Annotated in this window: 24 protein-coding genes; 19 read left to right on the top strand and 5 right to left on the bottom strand. The window is 63.0% G+C overall.

Annotation, left to right across the window (positions count from 1 at the left end; translation table 11 throughout):
- Positions 1 to 3 precede the first annotated feature (3 nt).
- The 7 genes from recO (at position 4) to AC6H0W_RS07360 (ending at position 8,192) form a co-directional block, all read left to right on the top strand.
- Positions 4 to 723 (top strand): DNA repair protein RecO, encoded by a 720-nt coding sequence (gene recO / locus AC6H0W_RS07330; protein ID WP_497576506.1) that lies wholly within the window; start codon positions 4 to 6, stop codon positions 721 to 723.
- Entirely contained in the window at positions 720 to 1,487 is a 768-nt protein-coding gene (locus AC6H0W_RS07335) for a pyridoxine 5'-phosphate synthase (protein WP_497576507.1), read from the top strand. The genes recO and AC6H0W_RS07335 overlap by 4 nt, the downstream gene beginning before the upstream one ends.
- The gene (acpS, locus tag AC6H0W_RS07340; RefSeq protein WP_497576508.1) at positions 1,484 to 1,864 is read left to right on the top strand and encodes a holo-ACP synthase; all 381 of its coding nucleotides are present in this window, start codon (positions 1,484 to 1,486) and stop codon (positions 1,862 to 1,864) included. The genes AC6H0W_RS07335 and acpS overlap by 4 nt, the downstream gene beginning before the upstream one ends.
- 4 nt (positions 1,865 to 1,868) lie before the next feature.
- Positions 1,869 to 2,927, top strand: coding sequence for a beta-N-acetylhexosaminidase (gene nagZ, locus AC6H0W_RS07345; protein WP_497576509.1), 1,059 nt, complete (start codon positions 1,869 to 1,871; stop codon positions 2,925 to 2,927).
- Positions 2,928 to 2,935: 8 nt separating this feature from the next.
- Positions 2,936 to 4,744: an excinuclease ABC subunit UvrC gene (gene uvrC, locus AC6H0W_RS07350; protein ID WP_497576510.1), complete on the top strand. Its 1,809-nt coding sequence runs from the start codon at positions 2,936 to 2,938 to the stop codon at positions 4,742 to 4,744.
- A gap of 26 nt (positions 4,745 to 4,770) precedes the next feature.
- Complete coding sequence (pgsA, locus tag AC6H0W_RS07355) at positions 4,771 to 5,355, top strand: CDP-diacylglycerol--glycerol-3-phosphate 3-phosphatidyltransferase (RefSeq protein WP_497576511.1); 585 nt, start codon at positions 4,771 to 4,773, stop codon at positions 5,353 to 5,355.
- Positions 5,356 to 5,444: 89 nt separating this feature from the next.
- Positions 5,445 to 8,192: a bifunctional diguanylate cyclase/phosphodiesterase gene (locus AC6H0W_RS07360; RefSeq protein WP_497576512.1), complete on the top strand. Its 2,748-nt coding sequence runs from the start codon at positions 5,445 to 5,447 to the stop codon at positions 8,190 to 8,192.
- A gap of 3 nt (positions 8,193 to 8,195) precedes the next feature.
- Here AC6H0W_RS07360 and AC6H0W_RS07365 read toward each other — a convergent pair whose 3' ends face one another.
- On the bottom strand, positions 8,196 to 8,735 hold the full coding sequence (locus AC6H0W_RS07365; protein WP_497576513.1) for an NUDIX hydrolase: 540 nt from the start codon (positions 8,733 to 8,735) through the stop codon (positions 8,196 to 8,198).
- 137 nt (positions 8,736 to 8,872) lie between these two features.
- Here AC6H0W_RS07365 and AC6H0W_RS07370 point away from each other — a divergent pair, with 137 nt between their 5' ends.
- The 12 genes from AC6H0W_RS07370 to AC6H0W_RS07425 all read left to right on the top strand — a co-directional run bounded on the left by AC6H0W_RS07370 (position 8,873) and on the right by AC6H0W_RS07425 (position 20,749).
- Positions 8,873 to 10,849 (top strand): sensor domain-containing diguanylate cyclase, encoded by a 1,977-nt coding sequence (locus AC6H0W_RS07370; RefSeq protein WP_497576514.1) that lies wholly within the window; start codon positions 8,873 to 8,875, stop codon positions 10,847 to 10,849.
- 120 nt (positions 10,850 to 10,969) lie between these two features.
- Positions 10,970 to 11,287 carry a flagellar transcriptional regulator FlhD gene (gene flhD / locus AC6H0W_RS07375; protein ID WP_497576763.1) on the top strand — a complete coding sequence of 106 codons (318 nt, stop codon included), beginning with the start codon at positions 10,970 to 10,972 and terminating at the stop codon, positions 11,285 to 11,287.
- 10 nt (positions 11,288 to 11,297) lie between these two features.
- On the top strand, positions 11,298 to 11,870 hold the full coding sequence (gene flhC, locus AC6H0W_RS07380; protein ID WP_497576515.1) for a flagellar transcriptional regulator FlhC: 573 nt from the start codon (positions 11,298 to 11,300) through the stop codon (positions 11,868 to 11,870).
- A gap of 160 nt (positions 11,871 to 12,030) precedes the next feature.
- Positions 12,031 to 12,885 carry a flagellar motor stator protein MotA gene (gene motA / locus AC6H0W_RS07385; RefSeq protein WP_497576516.1) on the top strand — a complete coding sequence of 285 codons (855 nt, stop codon included), beginning with the start codon at positions 12,031 to 12,033 and terminating at the stop codon, positions 12,883 to 12,885.
- Between the two features lie 55 nt (positions 12,886 to 12,940).
- Positions 12,941 to 13,906: a flagellar motor protein MotB gene (motB, locus tag AC6H0W_RS07390; protein WP_497576517.1), complete on the top strand. Its 966-nt coding sequence runs from the start codon at positions 12,941 to 12,943 to the stop codon at positions 13,904 to 13,906.
- Between the two features lie 31 nt (positions 13,907 to 13,937).
- The gene (locus tag AC6H0W_RS07395; RefSeq protein ID WP_497576518.1) at positions 13,938 to 14,831 is read left to right on the top strand and encodes a CheR family methyltransferase; all 894 of its coding nucleotides are present in this window, start codon (positions 13,938 to 13,940) and stop codon (positions 14,829 to 14,831) included.
- A gap of 1 nt (position 14,832) precedes the next feature.
- Positions 14,833 to 15,468 carry a CheB methylesterase domain-containing protein gene (locus AC6H0W_RS07400; RefSeq protein ID WP_497576519.1) on the top strand — a complete coding sequence of 212 codons (636 nt, stop codon included), beginning with the start codon at positions 14,833 to 14,835 and terminating at the stop codon, positions 15,466 to 15,468.
- Between the two features lie 87 nt (positions 15,469 to 15,555).
- Positions 15,556 to 16,515 carry a chemotaxis protein gene (locus AC6H0W_RS07405; protein WP_497576520.1) on the top strand — a complete coding sequence of 320 codons (960 nt, stop codon included), beginning with the start codon at positions 15,556 to 15,558 and terminating at the stop codon, positions 16,513 to 16,515.
- Between the two features lie 9 nt (positions 16,516 to 16,524).
- Positions 16,525 to 17,475, top strand: coding sequence for a chemotaxis protein (locus tag AC6H0W_RS07410; protein WP_497576521.1), 951 nt, complete (start codon positions 16,525 to 16,527; stop codon positions 17,473 to 17,475).
- Between the two features lie 33 nt (positions 17,476 to 17,508).
- Positions 17,509 to 17,898, top strand: a complete 390-nt coding sequence (gene cheY, locus AC6H0W_RS07415) for a chemotaxis response regulator CheY (protein WP_497576522.1) — start codon at positions 17,509 to 17,511, stop codon at positions 17,896 to 17,898.
- Positions 17,899 to 17,947: 49 nt separating this feature from the next.
- On the top strand, positions 17,948 to 18,796 hold the full coding sequence (cheZ, locus tag AC6H0W_RS07420; RefSeq protein ID WP_497576523.1) for a protein phosphatase CheZ: 849 nt from the start codon (positions 17,948 to 17,950) through the stop codon (positions 18,794 to 18,796).
- A 66-nt stretch (positions 18,797 to 18,862) separates the two neighbouring features.
- Entirely contained in the window at positions 18,863 to 20,749 is a 1,887-nt protein-coding gene (locus AC6H0W_RS07425; RefSeq protein ID WP_497576524.1) for a chemotaxis protein CheA, read from the top strand.
- A 71-nt stretch (positions 20,750 to 20,820) separates the two neighbouring features.
- Here AC6H0W_RS07425 and tal read toward each other — a convergent pair whose 3' ends face one another.
- The 4 genes from tal to xseA form a co-directional block, all read right to left on the bottom strand.
- Positions 20,821 to 21,897: a transaldolase gene (tal, locus tag AC6H0W_RS07430; protein WP_497576525.1), complete on the bottom strand. Its 1,077-nt coding sequence runs from the start codon at positions 21,895 to 21,897 to the stop codon at positions 20,821 to 20,823.
- A gap of 56 nt (positions 21,898 to 21,953) precedes the next feature.
- Positions 21,954 to 22,670: a pseudouridine synthase gene (locus AC6H0W_RS07435; RefSeq protein WP_497576526.1), complete on the bottom strand. Its 717-nt coding sequence runs from the start codon at positions 22,668 to 22,670 to the stop codon at positions 21,954 to 21,956.
- Positions 22,671 to 22,723: 53 nt separating this feature from the next.
- Positions 22,724 to 23,311, bottom strand: coding sequence for a superoxide dismutase (locus tag AC6H0W_RS07440; RefSeq protein WP_497576527.1), 588 nt, complete (start codon positions 23,309 to 23,311; stop codon positions 22,724 to 22,726).
- Positions 23,312 to 23,385: 74 nt separating this feature from the next.
- On the bottom strand, positions 23,386 to 24,780 hold the full coding sequence (xseA, locus tag AC6H0W_RS07445; RefSeq protein WP_497576528.1) for an exodeoxyribonuclease VII large subunit: 1,395 nt from the start codon (positions 24,778 to 24,780) through the stop codon (positions 23,386 to 23,388).
- Between the last annotated feature and the right edge of the window lie 371 nt (positions 24,781 to 25,151).

Consider the following 25,151-nt stretch of genomic DNA (forward strand, 5'->3'; position numbering starts at 1 on the left):
GCCGTGAGTCCGAAGCAGCGCGTCGATCAGCAGCCGGCCTACGTTCTGCACACGCGGCCATGGCGTGAGACCAGCCTCGTCGTTGAATTGCTGTCGCGTGATCATGGTCGCGTGGCGGTGGTGGCCAAGGGTGCCCGGCGCCCGCATTCAGCCCTGCGCAGCGTGTTGATGGGCTTTCAGCCTCTGACGGCGGATTGGTCCGGCGCGGGCGAGGTGAAGACCTTGATTCGTGCCGAGTGGCACGGCTTTCAGCCCTTGCTTGGCGGTCACGCCTTGTTGTGCGGCTACTATCTCAACGAGCTTGTAGTGCATCTGTCTGCTCGTGAAGACCCTCACCCCGGTTTGTTCGGTGCCTACGTCGAAGCCGTTGCGGCGCTGTCTGCCAAGGCTGCGCCGGCGCCGGTGCTGCGCCGCTTTGAACTGGCCTTGCTGCGCGAGCTGGGCTACGGTGTGGCGCTCGAGCATGAGGCCGATGGCGGGGCACCGATCAGGGGCGATCAGCGCTACCTCTATATAATCGAACGTGGTCCCGTGCCGGCCTTGCCAGGCACGCAAGGGCTGGAAATCAGCGGCCGCAGCCTGCTGGCGCTGGCGGACGACGATTTCAGCGATGCGCAGACCCTGAGCGAAGGCAAGGCGTTGCTGCGTATGCTGATCAACCATCATCTCGGCGGACGCGCCCTGCAGTCGCGCCGCGTATTCAAGGAGTTGCAGGAGCTGTGATCGAACTCGGCGTCAATATCGACCACGTGGCGACCTTGCGTCAGGCGCGCCGCACCTGGGAGCCCGACCCGCAGTGGGCAGCGGTCGAAGCCCATCTTGGCGGTGCCGATGGCATCACGGTGCATCTGCGCGAGGATCGGCGTCACATCCAGGACGCAGACGTGCGCCGTCTGGCTGAACTCACCCAGATCAAGCTCAATCTCGAGATGGCTGCCACCGACGCGATGGTCGGCTTCGCCTGCGAACTCAAACCGCACATGGCCATGCTGGTGCCGGAGGGGCGTCAGGAAGTGACCACCGAGGGCGGGCTGGATGTGCTTGCCGACGAGGCGCGCCTGCGTGATGTGGTGGCGCGGTTGGCCGAGGCGGGCATCGTCACCAGTGTGTTCATCGACGCCATTCCCGAACAGATCGATGCGGCTGCGCGCATCGGCGCCAAGGTGTGTGAGGTGCATACCGGGCCGTATGCGCACACCTTCCATGATGCCGGCCGCGATGCGGATGCGCCGGCGGTGCTGGCCGAGCTCGAAAAACTGCGTGTCGCGGGCGAAACCGTCCGCGCGCTGGGCATGCGTTTCAATGCCGGCCACGCGCTGAACTATTACAACGTGCAGCCCGTGGCGCGCCTGGCAGGCGTGCGTGAGTTGCACATCGGTCACGCCATTGTCAGCCGTTCGGTGTTCGTCGGCTTGCGCGAGGCGGTGCGCGAAATGAAGCGTTTGATGCGCGAGGCCGCCGCACTGGGCGAGGAGGGCGCACGATGATCCACGGTATCGGCGCGGACATCGTTCGCATCCCGCGCATGGGCGCGGTGCTCGGAAAGTACGGCGAGCGTTTTGCCAATCGCATTCTGGCGCCTGACGAGCGTGCCGCATTTGCGCGGCGCAACGACCCGGAGCGTTTTCTGGCCAAACGCTTTGCCGCCAAGGAAGCCTTCGGCAAGGCGCTCGGTACGGGCGTGGCGGCGCCGGCGACGCTGCATGCGGTGATCGTCGATCACGACGCGCGCGGTAAGCCGTTCTTTCGTTATTCGCCTGAACTGGCCGCCCACATGCAGAGCGAGGGCTTGTCCGCACATCTGACCCTGACCGACGAGACCGACTACGTCGTGGCCTTCGTCGTGCTCGAGCGCCAAGGTTGAACGCATGAGTCATCCCGTGAGCAGACTTCCTCGTGGCCCGGTGTTCGTGGATGTGGCCGGTTGCGAGTTGACCGACGCCGAACGTGAGCGCCTGCGTCATCCGCTGGTGGGGGGCGTGATCCTGTTCGCGCGCAATTTCCGTGACGCCGAAACGCTTTCTGCGCTCACCGCCGAGATTCACGCCGTGCGCGATCCGGCCTTGATCGTGGCCGTGGACCACGAAGGCGGCCGCGTGCAGCGCTTCCGCACCAACGGGTTTACGCATCTGCCGGCCATGCGCACGCTTGGCGCCAAGTGGGACGAGGATCACGTCGCGGCACTCGATGCCGCGCGCGCAGCCGGCTTCGTGCTGGCGGCCGAGTTGCTCGCGCACGGCGTTGATCTGAGCTTCACACCGGTGCTGGATCTCGATTACGGCGGCAGCCGGGTGATTGGCGACCGCGCCTTCCACCGCGATCCGCAAGCGGTGGCGTCGCTGGCATCCGCGCTGATTGCCGGCATGCGCGACGCCGGCATGGGCTGCGTCGGCAAGCATTTTCCGGGGCACGGCTTTGTCGAGGCCGATTCCCATGTCGAGATTCCGGTGGATGAGCGGAGTTTCGACGAGGTGTGGGCCGAAGACATCGCCCCCTATCGTCACCGCTTGGGTCGCCAGCTGTCGGGCGTGATGCCGGCGCACGTGATCTTCCGCAACATCGACCCGCAACCGGCGGGCTTCTCGCCGTTCTGGCTGGGCGAAGTGCTGCGCGGCAAGCTCGGTTTCGACGGCGTCATCTTCAGTGACGACCTGACGATGGAAGGCGCGACCGTGGTGGGCGATATCGTGGCGCGCGCCAGTGCGGCATTCGGCGCTGGCTGCGACATGGTGCTGGTGTGCAACCGCCCTGATCTGGCGGACGATCTGCTGGCCCGCTGGCAGCCCGAGGTGTCGCCCGCGACCTCGGCACGCATCGCTGCGCTGGCAGCGCAACCGCGTTTTGCCGATGCCCTGGCGCTGGAGCTGGCCGAGCCGTATCACGCGGCCCGTGCCACGCTGGCTGCGTTGGCTCCCAAGGCGGGCTGATTGCCGTCGTGAGTGAAACGGCTCCCTTCAACGCGCGCGCCTTTCTGAAGACGGTTCCGGATGAGCCGGGCGTCTATCGCATGATCGGCGTTGACGAGAAGGTGCTTTACGTCGGCAAGGCCAAGAACCTCAAGAAGCGCGTCGCCAATTACTTTCAGCGCACGCAGCCTAGCCCGCGCATTGCCATGATGGTGGCGCAGATCGTGCGTGTGGACATCACGCCGACGCGTTCCGAGGCCGAGGCGCTGATCCTCGAAAACAACCTCATCAAGAAGCTCGCCCCGCGCTACAACATCCTGTTCCGCGACGACAAGAGCTACCCCTACATCAGCCTCACCGGCGATGCATTTCCGCGGTTGGCCTACCACCGCGGTGGCTTTGCCAAGGGCGCGCGCTACTTCGGGCCGTTTCCGAACGGCGGCGCGGCGCGCGAGAGCATTCATCTGCTGCAGAAGATTTTCCGTCTGCGCACCTGCGAAAACGCGGTGTTCCAGAACCGCTCGCGCCCCTGTCTGCTGCACCAGATCAAGCGTTGCACCGCGCCGTGCGTCGATCTGATCAGTGCCGAGGACTATGCCAACGACGTGAAGCTCGCGGCGCGCTTTCTGGATGGCCGCGCCAATGAAGTCATCGACGACCTCGGCGCGCGCATGAGTGCCGCGGCCGAGCGGCTGGCCTATGAAGAAGCAGCCGCCTGTCGCGATCAGATTCGCGCCCTGCAGGCGGTGCTGCATCGCCAGTTCGTAGACAGCGGGCGGGACGAAGACGTGGATATCCTCGTGGCCGTAGAGGAGGCCGGGCTGGTGTGTCTCAACCTCGCCATGGTGCGCGGCGGCCGTCACCTGGGCGATCGCCCGCTGTTCCCCAGCAGCGCGGTCGGCTGCGGCGCGGATGATGCGCTGGTGGCTTTCGTCGAGCAGCATTATCGCGAGCACCCGATGCCGACGCGCATCGTGGTGGTGCAGGGCGTCGAGGGCGTGCGCGCAGCCTTGAGCGAAGTCAGCGACAAACCTGCCGGCGTGGTAGCTCCGCGCTCGGCCGCGGAGAAGGCCTGGATCGACATGGCGCGTTCGAACGCCGGACTGGCGATTCGCGTGCGGCTGCAGGATGCCGGCCGTGTCGGCGCCCGTCTGGAAGCTTTGCGCGAGGCTCTGGCCTTGCCCGAGCCGCCGGCGCGCATCGAATGCTTCGACATCAGCCACACCATGGGCGAGGCCACGGTGGCTTCGTGCGTGGTGTGTGTCGATGGTGCGATGAAGAATTCCGAGTACCGCCGCTACAACATCGCCGGCATCACCGGCGGGGACGACTTTGCGGCGATGCGCCAGGTGCTGGAGCGGCGTTACGGCAAGATCGTCGAGGGCGACGGCGTCATGCCCGATCTGATCCTCATCGACGGCGGCAAGGGGCAGGTCAGTGCCGCCTTCGGTGTGCTGGCCGACATCGGGCTGGAATCGGTGGCGATGGTCGGCGTCGCTAAAGGGGAGGGGCGCAAGCCTGGCCTGGAAACGCTGATTTTTTCCGATGGCCGCGGCCCGCTCAATCTGCGTGCCGATGCCCCGGCGCTGCACCTGATTCAGGAAATCCGCGACGAGGCGCACCGCTTCGCCATCACCGGTCATCGCGCACGCCGCGCCAAGGCGCGTGTCGGCTCGCGGCTGGACGATATTCCGGGGGTCGGCCCGACGCGGCGGCGCAAACTGATCGAGGCTTTCGGTGGGCTCGATGGCGTGCGTGCGGCCACGGTGGAAGATCTGTGCCGCGTCGACGGTGTCAGCCGCAAGCTGGCTGAGCAGATATACTCCGCGTTGCGCTGAAGTTTCCCCGACCCCGACGGCTCCCAATGCAATTGAACATCCCCAACACGTTGACCTTGATGCGAATAGCGGTGATCCCGCTGTTCGTCGGCGTGTTCTATCTGCCTGCGAGCTGGCTGACCGACATGCAGATGAATCTGATCGCCACGGTGCTGTTCGTGGTGGCGGCAATCACCGACTGGTTCGACGGTTATCTTGCGCGCACGCTGGGCCAGACCTCGGTGTTCGGCGCCTTCCTTGACCCGGTGGCCGACAAACTGATGGTGGCCGCTGCGCTGATCCTGCTGGTGCAGTTGGGGCGCGTGGATGCCGTGGTGGCGGTGATCATCATCGGGCGCGAGATCACCATCTCCGCGTTGCGCGAATGGATGGCCCGCATCGGCCAGTCGGCCAGCGTGGCGGTGGCAACCGTCGGGAAGTTCAAGACGGCCGCCCAGATGACGGCCATTCCGCTGCTGCTGTATCACGAGCCCCTCTTCGGCCTGCCGGTGGAGCTACTTGGTGACGTGCTGATCTACGTCGCCGCGGCATTGACCTTGTGGTCGATGGGGTACTACCTGCAGCGCGCCTTGCCGCTGCTGTCGCAGCACGACCGCAACACGCGCAACTGAGTGTCGTTGCTTGCGGTTATCACCGATGTGCGACGGTTTGCCGGGTTTTATAAACCTAGGCAAACGGGTCTTCGTGGTGGGCCAAGTCGGTGAATCTGAAAACCAAATCTTCGCTCGCCGTGGCCGGCTTGTTGCTGGTGGTGTTCGGTGCAGGTGTGGCCATCCAGGATTATCTGGTGCGCCACTCGCTGCAGAAGACCATTGCCGAGCAGCAATACGCCGTTGTCTCGCGTTTTGCCGCCGAGGTTTCCGGGCGGGTCGAGGTCAGTCTCGACATGCTCAAGCGCATCGGCTCGGGCATCAATTTCCAGCACGTTCATCACCCCGACCGCCTGCGTAATTACCTGCACGACAATCAGGGTGCGCTGGCCTTGTTCGAGGCGCTGATCGTGGTCAGCCCGTCGCTCAAGGTGCTGGCCGACAATCCGGCGCGTCAGGGCCGCATCGGTGCCGATGTTTCCTCCCTTGAGCATTTGAAGCGAGTCGTCGAGACCGGCGCTCCGGTCGTGTCACGGCCGTTCGTGGGCGTGGTGACCGGCCAGCCCCTGCTGGCCATGTCGGTGCCGGTGTTCGATTCGCTGGGCAATCTGATCGCCATCGTTTCGGGCACATTGGACATCCTCAGTCCGGCCTTTCTCGGCGGGGTCAATCGCAGCTATTCCGAGCAGTACGGTCAATTCGTGCTGACCACGCGCGAGCGCACCACCATCATCGGCGACAACTCTCGTCTGATGCTCGTCAGTTACGCCGAACCGGGCGCTATGCCAGTGTATGACCAGGCCTTGGCCGGGTGGCAGGGTACGGCACAGGGTGTAGACGCCTCCGGGCGTCAGATGCAGATGAGCTTCCGCACCGTCGCGCCACTTGATTGGGTGGCCGGTGTGGTGCTGCCGGTGGAAGAGGCGTTCGCGCCAATCTCGCGCACCCACCGCATCGCCATGTTGCTGCTGCTCGGCGCTTCAGTGCTGGTGGGGCTGGTTGTGTGGTTCGTGATGCGCGGCTTCCTGCGGCCGCTGTTCGTGTTGCGTGACAACGTGGTGGCGCTGCGCAGCGATCCCTCACGGGTGCATGCCTTGCCGGTCGGTAACGACGAGGTCGGCGAAGTGGCGGGGGATTTCTATCGCCTGTTCGACGAGTTGTCGCGTTCGCGGGCCGAGAGCGTCGGGCGCGCTGAAGAGTTGCAGTCCGTCCTCGACGCCAGCCCGATCGCCATCCTCATGCTGCGCGAGCATCGTGTGCTGCTGATCAATCCGGCGTTCGAGCGCATGTTCGGCACGCACGCCGACAGCGCGGTCGGGCGTACGCTGGAGCGACACTGCGAAGATCATGCTGCCTTCGTCGATTTGTGCGAGCGGATCGACGAAGGCATGACCGGTGAGCGCGTGCTGCGCTTCGAGCAGCGCTTCGTCGACGGGCGCGGGCAATGGTTCTGGGCGAACGTTTATGTGCGTCTGCTCGATCCGAAGCACCCCGAGAAGGGGCCGGTGATGCTGATCGAAGACATCAGCGAACAGAAGCTCAACGAAGAGCGCATCCGCCATCTGGCCGAGCACGATTCATTGACCGGTCTGCCCAACCGCGTGCTGTTCAACGACCGGGCCAATCAGGTGCTGGCGCGGAGTAGGCGTGACGAAACGCGCTTTGCGTTGATGTTCATCGACCTGGATCGCTTCAAGAACATCAATGACACGCTGGGTCACCATGTGGGTGATCAATTGCTGGCGGTGGTGGCGCGCCGCATTGCCGGCTGCGTGCGGGAGAGCGACACCGTCAGCCGCCCCGGCGGGGATGAGTTCACCCTGCTGCTTTCGCAGATCGCAGATCCTCAGGATGCCGCCCGAGTCGCCGAGAAAGTGCTCGCTGCGCTGGCCGAACCGTGTCAGCTGGCCGGGCGCGAGTTGCTGGTCACCGCCAGCGTGGGCATCAGCCTGTACCCCGAGGATGGCAGTGATATTTCGACGCTGATGCGCAATGCCGATTCGGCGATGTACCACAGCAAGGAAAGTGGCCGGAATGCCTACCATTACTTCCGCAGTGATATGAACGACCGTGCGTTCGAGTGCATGTTGCTCGAAAGTGCCTTGCGCAACGCGCTGGAGGCCGACGCCTTCGAGCTCTACTACCAGCCCCAGTTCGACGGTGCCACACGCCGCATTGTCGGTGCCGAAGCTTTGTTGCGCTGGCGTGATCAGGACGGCACGTTGGTGTCGCCGGGGCGTTTCATTCCGGTTGCGGAGGAGAGCGGCTTGATCCTGCCGATAGGACACTGGGTGTTGCAGCAGGCCTGTGCGCAAGTGCGTGAATGGCTCGATGCCGGCCTGCCGCCCCTCACCGTGGCGGTGAACATCTCGGCACATCAGTTTCGCTTGCCGCGCTTCGTGCAGTCCTTGCAGGAGGTGATCGCCCAATACGGCATCCCCCCGGAGAGCCTTGAACTGGAGCTGACCGAGCGCCTCATGCTGGATGCTGCCGAGCGCAACATCGCGGTGCTGGACGAAGTGCGTCGCATGGGCGTGCGCGTGGCGATCGATGATTTCGGCACCGGCTATTCGTCGCTCTCCTACCTCAAGCGCTTGCCGATCGATGCCTTGAAGATCGATCAGAGCTTCGTGCGTGATGTAGTCGTCGATGCCGACGACGCGGCGATTGTCGATGCCATCATCGGGTTGGCGCGTAATCTGCGTCTGCGCGTGATTGCCGAGGGGGTCGAAACCGAAGAACAGCTCGACGTGCTGCTGCGTGCGGGGTGTGCGCAGATGCAGGGTTTCCTGTTTGCGCCTGCCTTGCCGGCAGCGGATTTCGAGCGTTTGCTGCGTGCAGGTCTGGTGCAGGCCTGAACGTCAGCCGCCGCTCGGCCTCAGGTCGCTGCAATGCAGTTCGAAGCGGCCTGCGCGGCGGTCTTCGAAATAGTGGCGCAGTGTTACTTCGTTGGTGCGGAAGGCCAACTCGTTCCAGGGGATTTCATGTTCCGCGAACAGCGCCACGTCGAGCGACTCTTCTCCCGGCGCAAATTCCGGCACGAGCAGGCGTGCGCGGTAGATGAGGTGCACCTGATTGATGTGGGGAATGTTCAGCAGCGTGAACAAACCATGCACTTCAACCTCGGCGCACGCCTCCTCGCGTGTCTCGCGCACCGCTCCTTCGAGCGTGCTTTCGCCGTTTTCCATGAAGCCGCCGGGAAGCGTCCAGTAGCCGTGACGCGGTTCGATGGCGCGTCGGCAAAGCAACACGCGATCTTCCCACTCGGTCACCGTGCCTACGACCAGCTTGGGGTTGAGGTAGTGAATCGTGCCGCAATCGCCGCATACGTGTCTGGGGGCGTTGTCGCCGGGCGGGATGCGCAGGTCGACGTTAGCGCCGCAGTGAGAGCAAAAATTCATCGTGTTCCGGTTTCGTGCAGTCGGCATCGATTTTAGCCCGTCGCAAGCGGTATTTGCGCGCAGGACTCAGTGCTTAGGATAATCTGACCATACGTGGTCGTACGTGGTACATGCAGCAGTCGCGGGGGTTGGAAGGTATGGAGTCCGGTGAAAATCTAGTAGGTGCTGAGGATGGCAAGACCGCGTTCGAGTTGCTGCATGCCTCGGGGCGCTTGCCGTCTCCTCGTGGTGTAGCCACTCGAGTGATTCAACTCACCGGTCAGGACGAGGTCTCCATCCCCGAGCTGGCCCGCGCAATCAGTGGTGATCCGGCCTTCGTGGGGCGTGTGCTGAAAGCGGCCAATGGCATGCTGCACGCCGGGAGGCGTCCGGTCATGTCGGTGGCGGAGGCGCTGATGGTGCTGGGCGTGCCTGCCGTGCGCGCCTTGGCGACCGGGTTCTCGCTGCTGTCCGAGCACCGTGAGGGGCAGTGCCGGGCGTTCGATTACAACCGTTATTGGGCTTCATCGGTGGCGATGGCTCTCGGCATGCAAGCTGTCGTCGGGCACACGCGTGCATTGGGCAGTGACGAGGCTTTCAGCCTGGGTTTGCTGATTCGCGTGGGTGAGCTGGCCTTGGCAACCGTATACCCGGAAGAGTATGCCGCGCTGCTTCAGTCGGCCGACGAACGCGTTTCCAGCTTGTTGCAGGCCGAAAAAGGCGCGTTCGCCATCAGTCATGGGGAGCTCGGCGCGGAAATGGTCGAGCACTGGGGTGTGCCGAGCATATTTGCCCTGATCGTGCGCTTCATGGACTGCCCCGATCAGGCTGGCTTCGAGCCGGGCAGTCGTCGGTCACGGTTGCTGGAGTCGGCGTTGTTGGCCAAAGGCTTCGAGCATTTCTGCATGGCCGACGATTCGCAACGGCGTCATCTGCTGGAACAGCTGCAGCTCAACGGCGAGGCGCACGGCATTCAGCGCGACGAGATGCTGGCCGACGCCACTCGCATGTTTGTGCTGTGGTGCGAATGGCTCGATCTGTTGGAGTTGCAGCCAGGTGTTTCGCGTACCTTCCCCGAAGTGAGCCCTCCGGAGGCCGCCCCGCTGGTCGATGTACGCCCGGCGCTGTCGCAGCCCTCGGCACGCAAGCGCGAACGGCTCGCCGTGCCCGAAATGCCAGACAGGCCGTTGGTGTTGGTGGTCGACCAGGACGCCAGGCAAAGAAATCAAGTGGCGGAGCTTCTCGCCGAGGAAGAGTGTGCAGTAGTCGAGAGTGGCGATATCGCGGACGCGCTCGATTTCGCGCTCGAACTGCAACCACACATGATGGTGCTCGGTTGCGTGAGTGCCTCTGCTGATCTGCTCGAACTCGTCGCTGCCTTGCGCCGCACCAGCGCCGGGCGGGTCATGCATTTGCTGCTGCGCATTGCTGATCGCAGCGACGAGGCCATGATTCTGTTGCTCGAGGCGGGTGGTGACGATGCCGTGCCGATGGATGCTGCGTCTCGGCTGCTGCAAGCACGTTTGCGTGCAGGCTTGCGTGAGGTGCGCCTGCAGCGCGAGCTGGAGCACGACCGCCTTGAATTGCACGGGTTTGCCGCGCAGCTCGCGATCTCCAATCGTCGTTTGCACGACATGGCGCTGACCGACCCGTTGACGGGTTTTCGCAATCGTCGGTACGCGATTGACCGCTTGCAGCAGGAGTGGGCGGTGGCCGATCGCAACGGTCGGCCTCTTTCATGCCTGGCGGTCGACGTGGATTACCTCAAGGAAATCAACGACCGCTTCGGGCACGACGCCGGTGATGCGGCTTTGACACATGTTGCGCATACGCTACGCAAGGCGCTGCGGGTGCAGGACGTGATCTGCCGTATCGGCGGGGACGAATTTCTGGTGATTTGTCCGGGTGCCGATCTGGCATCGGTCGTGGCCGGAGCGGAGCGAGCTCGACGTGCGGTGCGGGAAGCGCCACTGGACTTTGCCGGCGTGCTCACCCCGCTGAGCGTCAGTATCGGGGCGGCAGAGGCGCGGGCGGACGTTGATGGCGCCGCAGCGTTGATCAAATTGGCGGACCAGGGCGCCTACATATCGAAGCAGGGTGGGCGCAATGCCATCCATGCCGTACAGCAAGCGTGAAAAAGGTCGGCCTGACCATTCAATGCATGTGGTTTTTTTGTCAGGCCGAGTTGTATCGGGTTGTGTTTTGTAAGAAATCTATTTAAGTTCAAGCCATACGCATTACACGTGCCTACGGACTTGAAGCGAAGCGACTACCAGGAAGAGATCCGGGAACTCAATCTCGCGCATCTCATGCTTGCCCAGAAGATGTTGAAGGAAGATCGCGAGACCGCGATGTTCCGTCTCGGCATCGGCGATGCGGTGGCCGACGTGCTGTCGGGTCTGTCGGCCGCACGCTTGGTGCGCATGGCAAGTTGTCAGATGGTGTTGGCCGCGCTTCGTTTCGATGATGTGCTGCTCACGGGTTTGCTTGCGGGCGAGGGGCGCGATGCCGCGAGTTCGAGCATTCATGCCGCCATCGTTGCAGCAGGCAAACCGCCGGAAGAGTTGTCTTGAGGAAGCGGAAATGAAGAACAAGAGCGTGATTGCCGAGGCTGACGACGTTCGCCGCGCTGTCGAGATGGTGAGCCTGGGTGCCCGCATGCAGATGCTCGAGGCCGAAACCAGTCTGAGCCGCGAGCGCCTGCTCAAGATCTACAAGGAAGTGCGTGGCATGTCGCCTCCCAAGGGCATGCTGCCGTTCTCGACCGACTGGTTCATGGCTTGGCAACCGAACGTGCATGGCTCGCTGTTCATGGCGTTCCACGGGTATTTCGCGCAACGTCCCGGCCTCAGCTCGCTCGACGCCGTGATCAAGGCGTACCACCTGTACCTGGATCACATCGATGCCGCCTCGCTCGAACCCGTTCTGAGTATCACCCGCGCCTGGACGCTGGTGCGTTTCTTCGATGCCGACATGCTGCAGTCAGCGGTATGCACCTGCTGCGGCGGAAAGTTCGTCGCGCATGCATACGACCCGGTGCACGATTACACGTGCGGGCTGTGCAACATGCCGTCGCGCGCCGGCAAGGGCAAGCGTCAGGGCAAGGTCAGCGTGAACGCTCGCGCCGTACGTGGTCGTGCCGTGTTGGCAGATTGAGCGCAGGATGCCTTTTGGAAGACAGGCCGCCGTCAGGCGGCATTTTTTTGTGCGGCTTTTTGGTCAAGTTTCCCAGGGACCTACCGTTACTTTAAGATACCGTTCCGGCTCGACGCATGAGCCTGGGCTTGCTTGAGATCATCGCGGTCGAGGTGTACTGGTGCTCCTACTTGTCGGATATGTAATCGTCCTGCTGTCGTCGATAGGCACATACGCCGTTCACGGCAGCCTGATGGCCTTGTGGGTGCCGCTTGAGTATGTCGCGATCATCGGGCTGATGATCGGTGGTTTCGTGGGCGGCAACTCGGGTCGCATCATGAAGGCCACGCTCAAGGCTTTGCCTACGGTGCTTAAAGGTCAGCGTTACAACAAGACGCTGTACATGAACCTGCTGGCGTTGATGTACGAAATTCTCGCCAAGGTGCGCAAGGAAGGCCTGATGGCCATCGAGGCGGACATCGAGAACCCGGACAGCAGCAGCCTGTTCTCTAAATACCCCGATGTGATGGCCGATCACCATGCGGTCGATTTCCTCACCGATTACCTGCGCATGATGGTGGGCGGCAACCTCAATGCCTTCGAGATCGAAGCCCTGATGGATGTCGAAATCGAAACCCACCACCATGAGGCGTTGGCGCCTGCCGATGTCATGTCGAAGGTGGGTGATGCCCTGCCGGCGTTCGGTATCGTCGTGGCGGTGATGGGGGTGGTCAACGTCATGGGCTCGGTGGGTGAGCCGCCTGCAGTGCTCGGCAAGATGCTGGGTGGCGCGTTGGTCGGCACCTTTCTCGGGATCCTGCTCTCATATGGATTCGTGCAGCCGATCGCCTCGCAACTGACCCAGCGCGCCGAAGACGGCGCGAAGATTTATCAGTGCATCAAGGTGGTGTTGCTTGCCAGCATGAATGGTTATGCACCTCAGGTGGCGGTGGAGTTCGGCCGCAAGGTGCTGTATTCGACCGACCGCCCGAGCTTCCTTGAGCTCGAGGAAGACATCAAGAACCGCAAGAAATAATGACTATGCGGTGCGCAGGCACGGATTCCCTGATGTTTTCGCTGCGGGTTGAGCCATGAGCGACGATACCCAGCAGCCGATCATCGTCCGCAAGGTCAATAAAGGCCACGGCGGACATCACGGGGGTGCCTGGAAAATCGCTTATGCCGACTTCGTGACGGCGATGATGGCGTTCTTCCTGCTGCTGTGGCTGTTGGGCTCCACGGCGGAAGAGGATCTGAAAGGGATATCGGAGTTCTTCCAGAACCCTTCGGTGGTCTCGCAGCAAGGCGGCACCGGGGCTGGCAACAGTTCGAGCATCATTCCCGGCGGTGGTCAGGATCTGACCCGTTCCATCGGCGAGGTGCGGCGCGGGGATGTCGAGCCGCAGCGCCGCCAGATTCCGCTCGATGCCACCATGCCGCGCGAATCGCGCGAGATGCCGTCGGAAGAGGAGGAAGCGCGCGAGCGCGCGCGGCTGCTCAACATGAAAGGGCGCATCGAGGCACTGATCGAAGCGAACCCCAACCTGCGTGCATTCCGTCATCAGATCCTCATCGACATCACCGCAGAGGGGCTGCGTATCCAGCTTGTGGATGAGCAGAATCGCCCGATGTTCGATCTGTCGAGCGCCGAATTGCGCCCACACACGCGCGAATTGCTGCGCGCCATCGGCCGGGCCCTCAATGATTTGCCGAACCGTCTGAGTCTTTCCGGGCATACCGATTCCAAGCCTTTCGCCGGCGGCGATCGCGGCTTCTCGAACTGGGAACTGTCTGCCAACCGCGCCAATGCATCGCGCCGCGAAATGGTGATGGGGGGGCTCGACCCGGCCAAGGTGTTGAGAGTGGTGGGGCAGGCCGACACGATTCACTTCAATGCAGACGACCCGCTTGATCCTTCGAACCGACGGATCGCGATTGTCGTGATGAACAAACGCACCGAGGACGCCGTGCTCGGCACACAGCAGCGCCCCGGCGTCGACGTGGGTTCGGAACCGGTGCCGGGCGAAATGCTCGACGACATTCAACGGGCAATGTGATCTTGATCCCAGTAGCACCAAGGAAGCGAGCATGAGTATCGGAGAGCGGCGGGGCGGTTCGGGTGCTGAAGTGACGCAGCCGTTTTCAGCGCGGACGTCCTCTGCGCATGTGCCCGGGTCCGGGTCTCGCGAATTCGCCTTTTCGCCCGATGATTTCGAGCGCATCCGCAAGTTGATTCACGAGCATGTCGGCATCGCGCTGTCGCCCGCCAAGCAGGACATGGTGTATAGCCGCCTGACCCGCCGTTTGCGCATTTGCGGCGAAACCACCTTCGCGGGCTACCTTTCGCGCCTCGAGCGTGACCGCAAGGAGTGGGAGGCTTTCGTCAATTCGCTGACCACCAACCTCACATCGTTCTTTCGTGAAGCGCATCACTTCGACATCCTGATCGAGCAGATGCGCGCCATCGGGCCGTCGCGTCAGATCAGCATCTGGTGTTGTGCGGCTTCCACCGGCGAAGAGCCCTATTCACTGGCCATCGCGGCCTGCGAGGCCTTCAAGACGCTGAGCCCGAAGGTGAGCATTCTTGCCAGTGACGTGAACACCGAAGTGCTCGAGACGGCTCGCCGCGGCGTCTATGAGGAAGAGCGCGTGGCACGCATGTCGCCCTCGCGCCTGCAGCAGTACTTCATTCGCGAGCCCAATGGCTGCGTTCGCATCAAACCCGAGCTGCAGCGTTTGGTGACGTTCCGGCCCATCAACCTGCTGGAGGCGAACTGGGGGGTGCGGGGGCCGCTGGACGCCATCTTCTGTCGCAACGTCATGATTTATTTCGACAAGCCCACGCAGTACGCCATTCTCAAACGCTTCGCGCCGCTGCTCGGCCTTGAAGGTTCGCTGTACGCGGGGCATTCCGAGAGCTTTCAGCACGCAGCCGACCTGTTCAAGCTGGTCGGGCGAACCGTGTATACGCCGGTGGCGTGACATGCCGTCTGCGCGTTTTCATCCCCGCACCCACGTGTGCATCGGGGCCTCCACCGGCGGGACCGAGGCCGTCAAGGTCGTTCTGCAAGGTTTCCCGGCCGACATGCTGCCCGTACTCATCGTGCAGCACATGCCCGAGATGTTCACCGGCACGTTTGCGCGCCGGCTCGACAGTGTCTGCGCCATGCACGTCAAAGAGGCCGAGGATGGCGAGCGCGTGTGCCGCGGTACGGCTTACATCGCCCCGGGGCACTCGCATCTGTCCGTGCGTTCGTCGGGTGGTCGCCTGGTGTGCGTGCTGGAGCGCAGCGACCCGGTGAATCGCCATCGCCCCTCGGTCGACGTGCTGTTCCGTTCGGCTGCGCGTGAGTTGGGCGGGTCGGCCATCGGCGTGTTGCTTACCGGCATGGGCAAGGATGGTGCCGACGGCCTGCTGCAGATGCATCGCTCCGGAGCCTGGACGATTGCGCAGGACGAGGCCTCGTGCGTGGTGTACGGCATGCCGCGTGAGGCGGTGTCGCTGGGGGCTGCGCATGAGGTGCTGCCACTGGCGGATATCGCATCGCACACCGTGCGGCAGGCCGGTTTGCTGTGGAGTGGACAAAGCCCTAAAGAAAACGGACCAGCCATCCGTTAAGTAGTCAGATACCTGGTCGGGGCCTTGCCTGCATGGCATGCAGGGCCGCCGCACCGTCGAATGAGGCCGCTTTGCGCGGAGAGTGAAATGTCAAACCTGTTCAGCAATATCGAGGCGCGCACGCGTCTGGCCGGCACGAACAAGCTCGAGATCCTGCTGTTCACTCTGGGCCATGATTCGCGCACGGGGCGCAAGGAGACGTTCGGTATCAACGTCTTCAAGGTGCGTGAAGTCATGCGCACGCCTGAGATCACCGCAGCGCCCGAAATGCCGGATTGTGTCGAGGGTATGGTCAGCCTGCGCGGCATGCTGGTGCCGGTCGTCGATCTCGCCAAATACGTCGGAATCAGCACTGAGACGCCGCGCGGCATCATGATCGTCACCGAATACAACGGTCATACGCAGGGCTTTCTGGTCGAGGCGGTGGATACCATCCTGCGGCTCGATTGGTCGCAGATGCGCGTGCCCCCGGAAATGCTTACTGCGAAGATGGGCGGGCTGGTCACGGCCATCACTGAATTGCCCGATAACCGCCTAGTGATGATGCTCGACGTCGAGAAGGTGCTGTCCGAGACGGCGCATTACGACGAAGCCATCCTGTTCAATGGCATTGAGCCGGTCGACGACACGCGTCTGGTGGTTTTCGCAGACGATTCGGCGGTGGCCCGGGGGCAGATCGAGCGCACGCTGAATGTGCTCGGTATCCAGTACATCAGCGCCATTAACGGCCGCCGCGCGGTCGAGGAGCTGCAGAAAATCGCAGCTCACGCCCAGTCTTCCGGGCGCAGCGTGCGCGATCTGGTCAGCGTGATCCTGACCGACGTCGAAATGCCCGAGATGGATGGCTACATCCTCACCAAGACCATCAAATCCGACAGCCGCTTCGCGGGCATCCCGGTTGTCATGCATTCATCCCTTTCGGGAAATTCGAACCAGACGCTGGGTAAATCGGTCGGGGTCGACGAGTACGTTTCCAAATTCGAGCCCCAGCGGCTCGCTGCGACGCTACGGCGAATGATTGCCGAGAATCGTCCCGGGCTGAAATGAGGAGCGATCATGTCTGAGAACACTTCCGTGGCAAGCGGCCTGCTCGACAGCGTGGATGCCCGCACCAGTCTGGCTGGCTCCAACCGCATGGAGATCCTGCTGTTTTCGCTCGGCACTGGCGAAACCTTCGGCATCAACGTCTTTAAAGTGCGTGAAGTCTCGGCCACGCCATTCATCACGCCGGCTCCGAACATGCCGCCGGGCGTCGAGGGGCTGATCTCGCTGCGAGGCAACGTCATCCCGGTGCTCTCGCTCGCCAAGATCATGGGGCTGGCCGAGCCGGGTGGTGAGCTGGGTGGCTCGATGATGGTGACCGAGTACAGCAAGCGCACGCTGGGCTTTCTGGTCAGCGAGGTGGATCGCATCGTGCGGGTCGAGTGGGATCGCGTGCGCGCTCCTGACAACATGTCCAGTTCGACCAACAGTTACATCACGGCCATCACCGAGCTGCCGGGTGGCCCACTGGTGTCGATCGTCGATGTCGAGACCGTGCTCGCCAATACCTTCGGTGAGGCGGTGGTCGGCGCCATCGCGCCGATTCACGGTGGTCATGAGCGCAACGTCTTCTTCGTGGACGATTCGGCCGTTGCGCGCCGCAAGATCACCGAAGTGCTCGACAAGCTCGGGGTTAAACACAAGCACGCGGTGAACGGTCTCGAAGCGTGGAATCGTCTGGACAACATGGCCGCTCATGCGCAGCAGGTGGGCCGCCATGTGGGCGACGAGGTCGATGTGATTCTCGTCGACGCCGAGATGCCGGAGATGGACGGTTACGTGCTGACGCGCCGCATCAAGACCGACAACCGTTTCGAGGGGATTCCCGTAGTCATGCACTCTTCGCTGTCGTCGCAGGCCAATCGTGCGATGGGCAAGCAGGTCGGGGTGGATAGCTACGTGGCAAAATTCGATGCGGACGCGCTGGCCGATACCTTGCGCCCCCTGCTTGTCAGAGGGCATTGAGCGCCGTGGCCAGCCGAGTTAACGGAGAAATGAATGTCTGACCCCAAGATGAAGTTCCTCGTCGTGGACGATTTTTCAACCATGCGACGCATCGTGCGCAACCTGCTCAAGGAGCTTGGCTACACCAATGTGGATGAAGCCGAAGACGGGCAGGTGGCCTTGCAGAAGCTCGAAGGCGGCGGTTTCGATTTCGTCGTCACGGACTGGAACATGCCCAACATGGATGGGCTGACGTTGCTGCAGAGCATTCGCAAAAGCCCTGCGCTGAAGCACCTTCCGGTGCTGATGATCACGGCCGAGGCCAAGAAGGAAAACATCATCGCAGCGGCCCAGGCGGGCGCCAGCGGCTACATCGTCAAGCCATTCACTGCGGCCACCATGTCCGAGAAGCTGCAGAAGATCTTCGAGCGGATGGGCCAGTGAGCCTGCTTTGCAGGCGGGCTTGAAGCACACGGTAGGGGAGCCGGAAAGAATGACCAAGAAACACAAAACCGACGACAGCGGCGACAGCGACGATCTGCAGGCCTTGTTCGACAGCATTGCCACCGAAGTGCATGCCGAAGAGCCGGCTGCCCCGGCCAAGCCCGCAGCAGCGGCAAGCGCTGGCGGTGATGACGAAAGCCTGCAGGCCCTGTTCGACGAGGTGTCCGCAACCTTCGAGAGCAGCGTCAAAGACGTTGTCGGCGTGACGGCTGCGAGCGCTGATGAGGCCTCTGCCGAGCCGGCCGTGTTCAACCGCATCGGGCAGATGACACGGCAGGTGCACGACACGCTGCATGCGCTCGGCCTGGACAGTGAATCCCTGACGGATGCCGTGCAAGGCATTCCCGATGCCCGCCAACGCCTGAGCTACATTGCCCACATGACCGAGCAGGCGGCGTCGCGCGTGCTCAACGCCACCGACCTGGTCAAGCCGCTGCAGGACAAGATGCAGAGCGATGCCGAGCTGCTCGAACAGCGCTGGAATCAGTTGTTCGCGAATGAACTGTCGGTCGACGACTTCAAGGCGCTGGCCGGCGAGACGCGCAGTTTCCTGGGTGACGTGCGCAGCACCAGTGAGGCGACCAATGCGCAGTTAATGGAAATCATGATGGCGCAGGATTTCCAGGATCTCACCGGTCAGGTCATCAAGAAAGTGGTCGATCTGGCGCAGGCGCTGGAGACGCAGTTGCTTCAGCTGCTGATCGAGACCATGCCGGAAGACAAGCGCTCGGCCGGTCAGGAAGGCCTCAAGAACGGCCCGGTCATCGACAAGACGCGCAGCGATGTGGTCAACACCCAGGAGCAGGTCGATGATCTGCTCGACAGCCTTGGATTCTGATGTCGTCAAACCAGGCAACGCGCTGGGCACTGAAGTGCTTGAGCGCCCAGATGAAGCGAGAAGATCATGAGTGACTTCGCGGGAATGGAAGACCTGTTGCAGGACTTTCTGGTCGAGGCAGGCGACCTGCTGTCGGGCGTCGACAACAAGCTGGTGGATCTGGAGCGTGCGCCCGACGACAAAGGCCTGCTCAATGACATTTTTCGGGGCTTTCACACCATCAAAGGCGGCGCGGGGTTTCTCAATGCCACCGAGTTGGTGGCCTTGTGTCATTTGACCGAGAACCTGTTCGACAAGCTGCGCAACGGCGAGATCGAACTCAACCCCGAGATCATGGACGCGATTCTCGAGGCGACCGGCACCATTCGAGACATGTTCGGCCAACTCGGGCAGAGCGTGCAGCCGGCGGCGGCCGATCCTGCGCTGATGGAGCGTCTGAGCCTAGCCATCGACGACAAGCTCAGCGCGAAAGCCCCGTCGGCACCACAGCCCGTGAAAGCGCCCACGGCAGAAAAATCAGCCTCCGGCGAGCCTGACTGGGAGCTGCTCCACGCTGCAGCGACCGGCGGTGAGCACGCAGTGACGGTGTCGGAGGAGCAGGAGCCTGCGGACGAAGTCATCAAGGCGGCGCAAGGCCGACGGGCTGGCGACCGCCCGAGCGGCGGGGCCCCCGCAGGCCGGCGCGAGGCCGAGCGGCAGCGCGATACGTCGATTCGCGTGGATACCGCGCGCCTCGACCAGGTGCTCAACCTGTCGGGCGAAATCGGTTTGACCAAGAACCGGCTGAATGCCTTGCGCAGCGACATTCTCAGCGGGCGTACCGACAATGAAACGCTGCATGCGCTCGATCTGGCGGTGAGCCAGCTCGATCTGCTGGTTTCCGACCTGCAGAACGCGGTCATGAAGACCCGCATGCAGCCGATCGGGCGTCTGTTCCAGAAGTACCCGCGCATCGCCCGCGACCTTGCTCGTAACCTCGGCAAGGATGTCGAACTCGAGTTGGTCGGGGAAGAGACCGAAATCGACAAGACCATGATCGAGGATCTGGGCGATCCCATCATCCACTTGATCCGAAACGCGGTTGATCATGGCGTGGAGGATCCGGCCGAACGTCGTGCCAACGGCAAGCCGGCCAAATCCATCGTGCGTCTCGAGGCGCGCCAAGAAGGTGACCACATCGTCATCGTCGTGGCCGACGACGGACGGGGCATGAGCGCCGAGCGCCTGCGCGCCAAAGCCCTCGAGAAAGGGCTGATCACCGACGAAGAAGCCAATTCGATGGACGAGCGCCAGAGCTACAACCTGGTCTTCCTGCCCGGTTTCTCGACGGCCTCGGCGCTTACCGACGTTTCCGGCCGCGGTGTCGGCATGGACGTGGTGCGTACCAACATCCAGAAGCTCAACGGCAGCATTGACATCACGTCGCAGCCGGCCAAAGGCACCACCTTCGTCATCAGTCTGCCGCTGACGCTGGCCATCCTGCCGGTCTTGCTGGTGCGCCTGGGCGAGCAGCCGTTTGCCGTGCCGCTGTCGATGGTGCGCGAGATACTGCCGATCGCGGGCGATGACATCCGCGAAGTTGGTGGCCGTGCCACGATGGTCATTCGGGGTGAAGTGCTGCCCGTGTTGCCGCTGGCTGGGCTGCTCGGCTGGCCGCTGAAGAGCTCGCCTCAGTACGGCGTGCTGATGCATACGGCAGAGTTGTCTTTCATCCTGGCGGTCGACACCTTTGCAGGGCGTGAAGACGCAGTGATCAAGTCGCTCGACGATTTCCGTCCGAAAGGCGTGGCCGGTGTCACGACCTTGGCCAACGGCCAGATCGTGCTGATCCTCGACATGAAGGAGTTGTTGGGCAGCGCCGGGGAGCAGCGCGGCGTGTCGCGTAAGTTGCTGGTGGCCCAACAGCCTTCGAAAGCGGTCAAACAGTTGGCGGCGCCCACCGATCCGAACTGATCCGGTGCTGGAAATGCAGAACGGGGCCTCAAAGGCCCCGTTCTGCATTTCGCGCTGCCGGCGAGAGCGTGTCAGGCCGTCAGCTTTAGCAGTTCAGCAAAGGCGACGTCGAACTGGCGCAAGCCTTCTTCCTGCAGCTCTTCACCGACTTCGGTCATTTCGATGCCGTTTGCCGAGAGCGCGCGGAAGTGGGCTTCTGCTGCGTCGATGTCCTGCTCCAGATTGTTGGCCACGCGGCCGTGGTCGCGCAGAGCGGCCAAGGTGGCGTCGGGCAGGGTATTGACCGTTTCCGGTCCGATAAGCGGCTCGACGTAGAGCAGATCGTGGTATTCGGGGTTCTTGGTGCTCGTGCTGGCCCACAGCATGTATTGCGGACGAGCCCCGTGTGCGATGCAATCGGCAAAGCCGGCACCGTGGAAGCGTTCGCGATAGCGTTGATACGCCATCTTGGCGAGCGACACGGCGGTGCGGCCACGCAGCTTGAGGGCCTCGCCGCCCAGGATTTCCAGGCGTTTGTCGACGCGCGCATCTACGCGCGACAGGAACAGACTTGCCACCGACATCACGCCACGCGGGTCGCCTCCGATGGCGATGAAGCGGCGAATGCCGCTTTCGTAGGCCGCAGCCACTTCGTCCACATGGTCGAGCGAGAACATCAGCGTGACATTGACACTGATGCCGCGCGCAACCAGGTTTTCGATGGCTTCCAGCCCGGCTCGCGTGGCCGGCACCTTGATCAACAGATTCGGGCGTGCCACAGCGGCGTGGAGCCGCTCGCCCGCAGCCAGGGTGCCGTCGGCGTCGTGCGCAAGCGACGGCGACACCTCCAGGCTCACGTAGCCGGCGTTGCCATTGGTCTCACGCCAGGTCGGCAGCAGCAGGTCGCATGCGCGTTGCACATCCGGGATGACGAGCTGCTCATAACGTTCTTCAGCCGACAGCGGCTGCGAACGCAGCCGCTCGAGATCGTCTTCGTAATAACGGCCATCCGAGATGGCCTTGTGGAAGATCGCCGGGTTGGTCGTCACGCCGGAAAGACCGTCGTCCATGATCAAGCGGGCCAGATGGCCGTCGTTGAGCAGGGTGCGCGACAGGTTATCGAGCCAGGCTTGCTGGCCGTGTTCTTTGATCTGGAGCAGCGGATTCATGAATCGATGGGTCTGCAATGGATCGGACGGTCATTGTGCCGCGATTCCATGACAGCTCATAGGGGCGAGTCGCTGCGCAGTCCGCTCAAGATGTGTAGGAAATCGGCGTCGAGGGGGCATTCAATCGAGACGAGCTGCCCGCTCGCCGGATGCCGGAAGCTCAGGCCGACGCACGCCAACAGCTGGCGGGCGATGCCGTAGCGCTCGGCCAGCATGCGGTTGTGACGGCCTTTGCCCCATGTGGTGTCGCCGATGATGGGGTGAGAAATGTGTTTCATGTGACGGCGCAACTGATGGCGCCGGCCGGTCTCCGGGCGAAGTTCGAGCAGGGCGTAGCGGCTGGTCGGATAGCGGTCGACGCATACCGGCAGCTCGAAGCATTCGAGGCGGGTGAAGCGTGTCACCGCTTCCTGCACCGGGCCGTCGCTGCGCTCCGAGCCGGCTTCTTCGTCCTTGCGCTGCAGCGGGTGATCGATGGTGCCCGATTCGGGTGGGTGGCCTCGCACGATGGCGAGATAGCGCTTGTCCACGTCACGCAGCTCGAAAGCACTGGCCAGGGCTGCAGCGGTTTCGCGCTGGAAGGCGAACAGCAGCACCCCAGACGTGCCCTTGTCGAGACGGTGCACGGTGTGCACGTGGCGCCCGGTCTGGTCGCGCACCATCTGCAGGGCAAAGCGTGTTTCGTGGCGATCGAGCATCGAGCGATGCACCAGCAGCCCCGAAGGCTTGTGCACGGCAACGAGGTGGTCGTCCTGATACAGGATATCGAGCATGGGAAAATGAAAATGGCCCCTTGCGGGGCCATTCGTCCTGATCGCGTGGGTGATCAGCTGGCGAAGTTCTGCGCAGCGAAATCCCAGTTGGCGAGGTGGTTCAGGAAGGCCGAGATGAAATCCGGGCGCTTGTTGCGGTAGTCGATGTAGTAGGCGTGTTCCCACACGTCGATACAGAGCAGCGCTTTGTCGGCGGTGGTCAGCGGGGTGCCGGCGGCGCCCATGTTGACGATGTCGACCGAACCGTCGGCCTTCTTGACCAGCCACGTCCAGCCCGAACCGAAGTTGCCGGCGGCCGAAGCAGCGAAGGCTTTCTTGAAGTCTTCGAAGGAGCCCCACTTGGCCTTGATGGCGTCAGCCAGAGCACCGGTCGGCTCGCCGCCGCCGTTCGGCTTCATGCTGTTCCAGAAGAAGGTGTGGTTCCAGATCTGCGCGGAGTTGTTGTAGACGCCGCCGGCCGGAGCCTTCTTGATGATGGCTTCGAGTTCGAGGTTGGCGTATTCGGTGCCTTCGATCAGCTTGTTCAGGTTGGTCACGTAGGTCTGATGGTGCTTGCCGTAGTGAAACTCCAGCGTCTCTTCCGAGACGTGCGGAGCGAGTGCATTCTTGGCGTACGGAAGGGGCGGAAGCGTGTGTTCCATGAGTCTCTCCTGTGGTTGTTCCTGAAGGATTTCGTCGGGACGAAAACCCGACCATTCTAGTGGGGAAAACGGCGTCAAGACAATCCCGCGCCGGGCGGTGTCGATGGCGCGTCGGGCCCGGCGTCGAGTACCTCGGCGTGAAGGTGCCCGTCGGCTACTTCGATCGATACGGTTTCGCCCTGCGCTACAGCCGAGGCAGAGCGCACGATGCGGCCTTGGGCGTCGCGCGTGATGCTGAAGCCGCGCGCCAGTGTGGATGCGGGCGAGAGCGATTCGAGCTGTGCCGCCAGGGCGTCAAGTCGATCGTAACGGGGTGTGAGAATGCGCGTGGCGGCGTCGTGCAGGCGCTCGGCAAGCCGGTGGTGCTGGCGTTCGATATCGCTCAGGCGCGGCCGCGCGACGCGCAGGCGCAGTTCGAGCGAGGCCGTGCGGGCGTGCTCGCGCTCGACGCGATGGCGCAATGCGCCGCCCAGTGACTGTGCAAGCCGTTCCAAATGTTCGCCCGCACGCGCGAGCCGCTCGCGCGGATGTACCAGCCGCAAGGCGCTGCGGTCGAGCCGTTGGGCTGCGGTTTCCAGACGGCTGTCGAGCTGTCGCTGCAGTGCGCGCTGCAGTGATTCGATCTCGCTCGCGGCAGCGTGATAGCCCGCGCTGACCAGCTCGGCCGCCATTGTCGGCGTGGTGGCGCGTAGGTCGGCCGCAAAGTCGGCGATGGTGAAATCGGTCTCGTGGCCGACGCCGCTGATGACCGGCACGGCGCACTGCCGGATGCTGCGTGCCAGTGCTTCGCTGTTGAAGGCCCACAAATCTTCGATGCTGCCGCCGCCGCGCACCAGCAACAGTGCCTCGATGCCGTCGCTCGTGGCGCGGCGTGACGCCGTCTCGACGGCCTGCGTCAATTGAGCTGGCGCGGCCTCGCCTTGCACCTGCGCCGGATACAGCACGACCTCGATGCCGGGCGCTCGGCGTGCGAGTGCAGCCAGCACATCCTGCCAGGCGGCGGCCGCAGGTGACGTGACAACCCCGATACGCCGCGGGTAGCGCGGCAGTGTGCGTTTGAGCGCGGCGTCGAACAGCCCCTCGGTTTCCAGCTTGTGCTTGAGTTTGAGAAAGGCCTCGAACAGATTGCCGGTGCCGTCGGCCCGAAGCCCCTCTACCGATAGCTGAAAGTCACCGCGCGGCTCATACAGCGTGACTGCAGCTCGTGCCTCCACGCGCATGCCGTTTTCGAGGCGAAAGGGCAGGGTCTGGGCGCGCGTACGCCACATCGTGCAGCGCACCTGGGCGTTCTCGTCTTTCAGTGTGAAGTACAGGTGGCCGGAGCCCGGGCGGGCGAGATTGGACACCTCGCCGGCCACACGCATCAGCGGCAGGCCGCGTTCGAGGATGCCGCGGGCGAGGCGGTTGAGGGCGCTGACGCTCAGGGGCGTGTCGCTGAGGGCGGCAAGAGGGTCGTCAAACTCGGGCATGGCGGCATTCTAGCGGGCTGCGCGCACCGCGACGGAGGCGTCAAGCGGGCAAAAAAACCTTTTGGAACAATGGAATAAAATTAAGTATTTGTTTTTCATGGGGAAAGAATGTTTGCGCAAACTTGAGGCGAAGTAGCCAAAGGCTTGATCGAAGCGGGATTTTTCAATTCGTCCGCAGGTACTCCACATAGTTGTCCACAGCTTTTGTGGATATCGCCGGGGGTATGCAAATGATCTGCGGATATCACTGATTTGGCTGCGCTGTGCGTATGCTACGGTTCCCGAGTGCCCGACGGCGTCATCGCGCAGCGGTGCAGGCGGGCTACGGGAGAGGGAAGACGCATAGACGGGATGAGCCACATCCCCACCTG

Source organism: Pseudazoarcus sp. NS20, assembly GCF_059703745.1.

What these genes read in the sequence shown, in the direction of transcription:
- acpS (WP_497576508.1), top strand. Translation starts at nt 1,484, where the DNA reads ATGATCCACGGTATCGGCGCGGACATCGTTCGCATCCCGCGCATGGGC.
- cheY (WP_497576522.1), top strand. Translation starts at nt 17,509, where the DNA reads ATGTCTGACCCCAAGATGAAGTTCCTCGTCGTGGACGATTTTTCAACC.
- AC6H0W_RS07405 (WP_497576520.1), top strand. Translation starts at nt 15,556, where the DNA reads ATGTCAAACCTGTTCAGCAATATCGAGGCGCGCACGCGTCTGGCCGGC.
- AC6H0W_RS07435 (WP_497576526.1), bottom strand. Translation starts at nt 22,670, where the DNA reads ATGCTCGATATCCTGTATCAGGACGACCACCTCGTTGCCGTGCACAAG.
- AC6H0W_RS07395 (WP_497576518.1), top strand. Translation starts at nt 13,938, where the DNA reads ATGAGTATCGGAGAGCGGCGGGGCGGTTCGGGTGCTGAAGTGACGCAG.
- flhC (WP_497576515.1), top strand. Translation starts at nt 11,298, where the DNA reads ATGAAGAACAAGAGCGTGATTGCCGAGGCTGACGACGTTCGCCGCGCT.
- AC6H0W_RS07400 (WP_497576519.1), top strand. Translation starts at nt 14,833, where the DNA reads ATGCCGTCTGCGCGTTTTCATCCCCGCACCCACGTGTGCATCGGGGCC.
- AC6H0W_RS07365 (WP_497576513.1), bottom strand. Translation starts at nt 8,735, where the DNA reads ATGAATTTTTGCTCTCACTGCGGCGCTAACGTCGACCTGCGCATCCCG.
- AC6H0W_RS07440 (WP_497576527.1), bottom strand. Translation starts at nt 23,311, where the DNA reads ATGGAACACACGCTTCCGCCCCTTCCGTACGCCAAGAATGCACTCGCT.
- xseA (WP_497576528.1), bottom strand. Translation starts at nt 24,780, where the DNA reads ATGCCCGAGTTTGACGACCCTCTTGCCGCCCTCAGCGACACGCCCCTG.
- AC6H0W_RS07410 (WP_497576521.1), top strand. Translation starts at nt 16,525, where the DNA reads ATGTCTGAGAACACTTCCGTGGCAAGCGGCCTGCTCGACAGCGTGGAT.
- pgsA (WP_497576511.1), top strand. Translation starts at nt 4,771, where the DNA reads ATGCAATTGAACATCCCCAACACGTTGACCTTGATGCGAATAGCGGTG.
- tal (WP_497576525.1), bottom strand. Translation starts at nt 21,897, where the DNA reads ATGAATCCGCTGCTCCAGATCAAAGAACACGGCCAGCAAGCCTGGCTC.
- nagZ (WP_497576509.1), top strand. Translation starts at nt 1,869, where the DNA reads ATGAGTCATCCCGTGAGCAGACTTCCTCGTGGCCCGGTGTTCGTGGAT.
- motB (WP_497576517.1), top strand. Translation starts at nt 12,941, where the DNA reads ATGAGCGACGATACCCAGCAGCCGATCATCGTCCGCAAGGTCAATAAA.
- cheZ (WP_497576523.1), top strand. Translation starts at nt 17,948, where the DNA reads ATGACCAAGAAACACAAAACCGACGACAGCGGCGACAGCGACGATCTG.
- AC6H0W_RS07425 (WP_497576524.1), top strand. Translation starts at nt 18,863, where the DNA reads ATGAGTGACTTCGCGGGAATGGAAGACCTGTTGCAGGACTTTCTGGTC.
- AC6H0W_RS07370 (WP_497576514.1), top strand. Translation starts at nt 8,873, where the DNA reads ATGGAGTCCGGTGAAAATCTAGTAGGTGCTGAGGATGGCAAGACCGCG.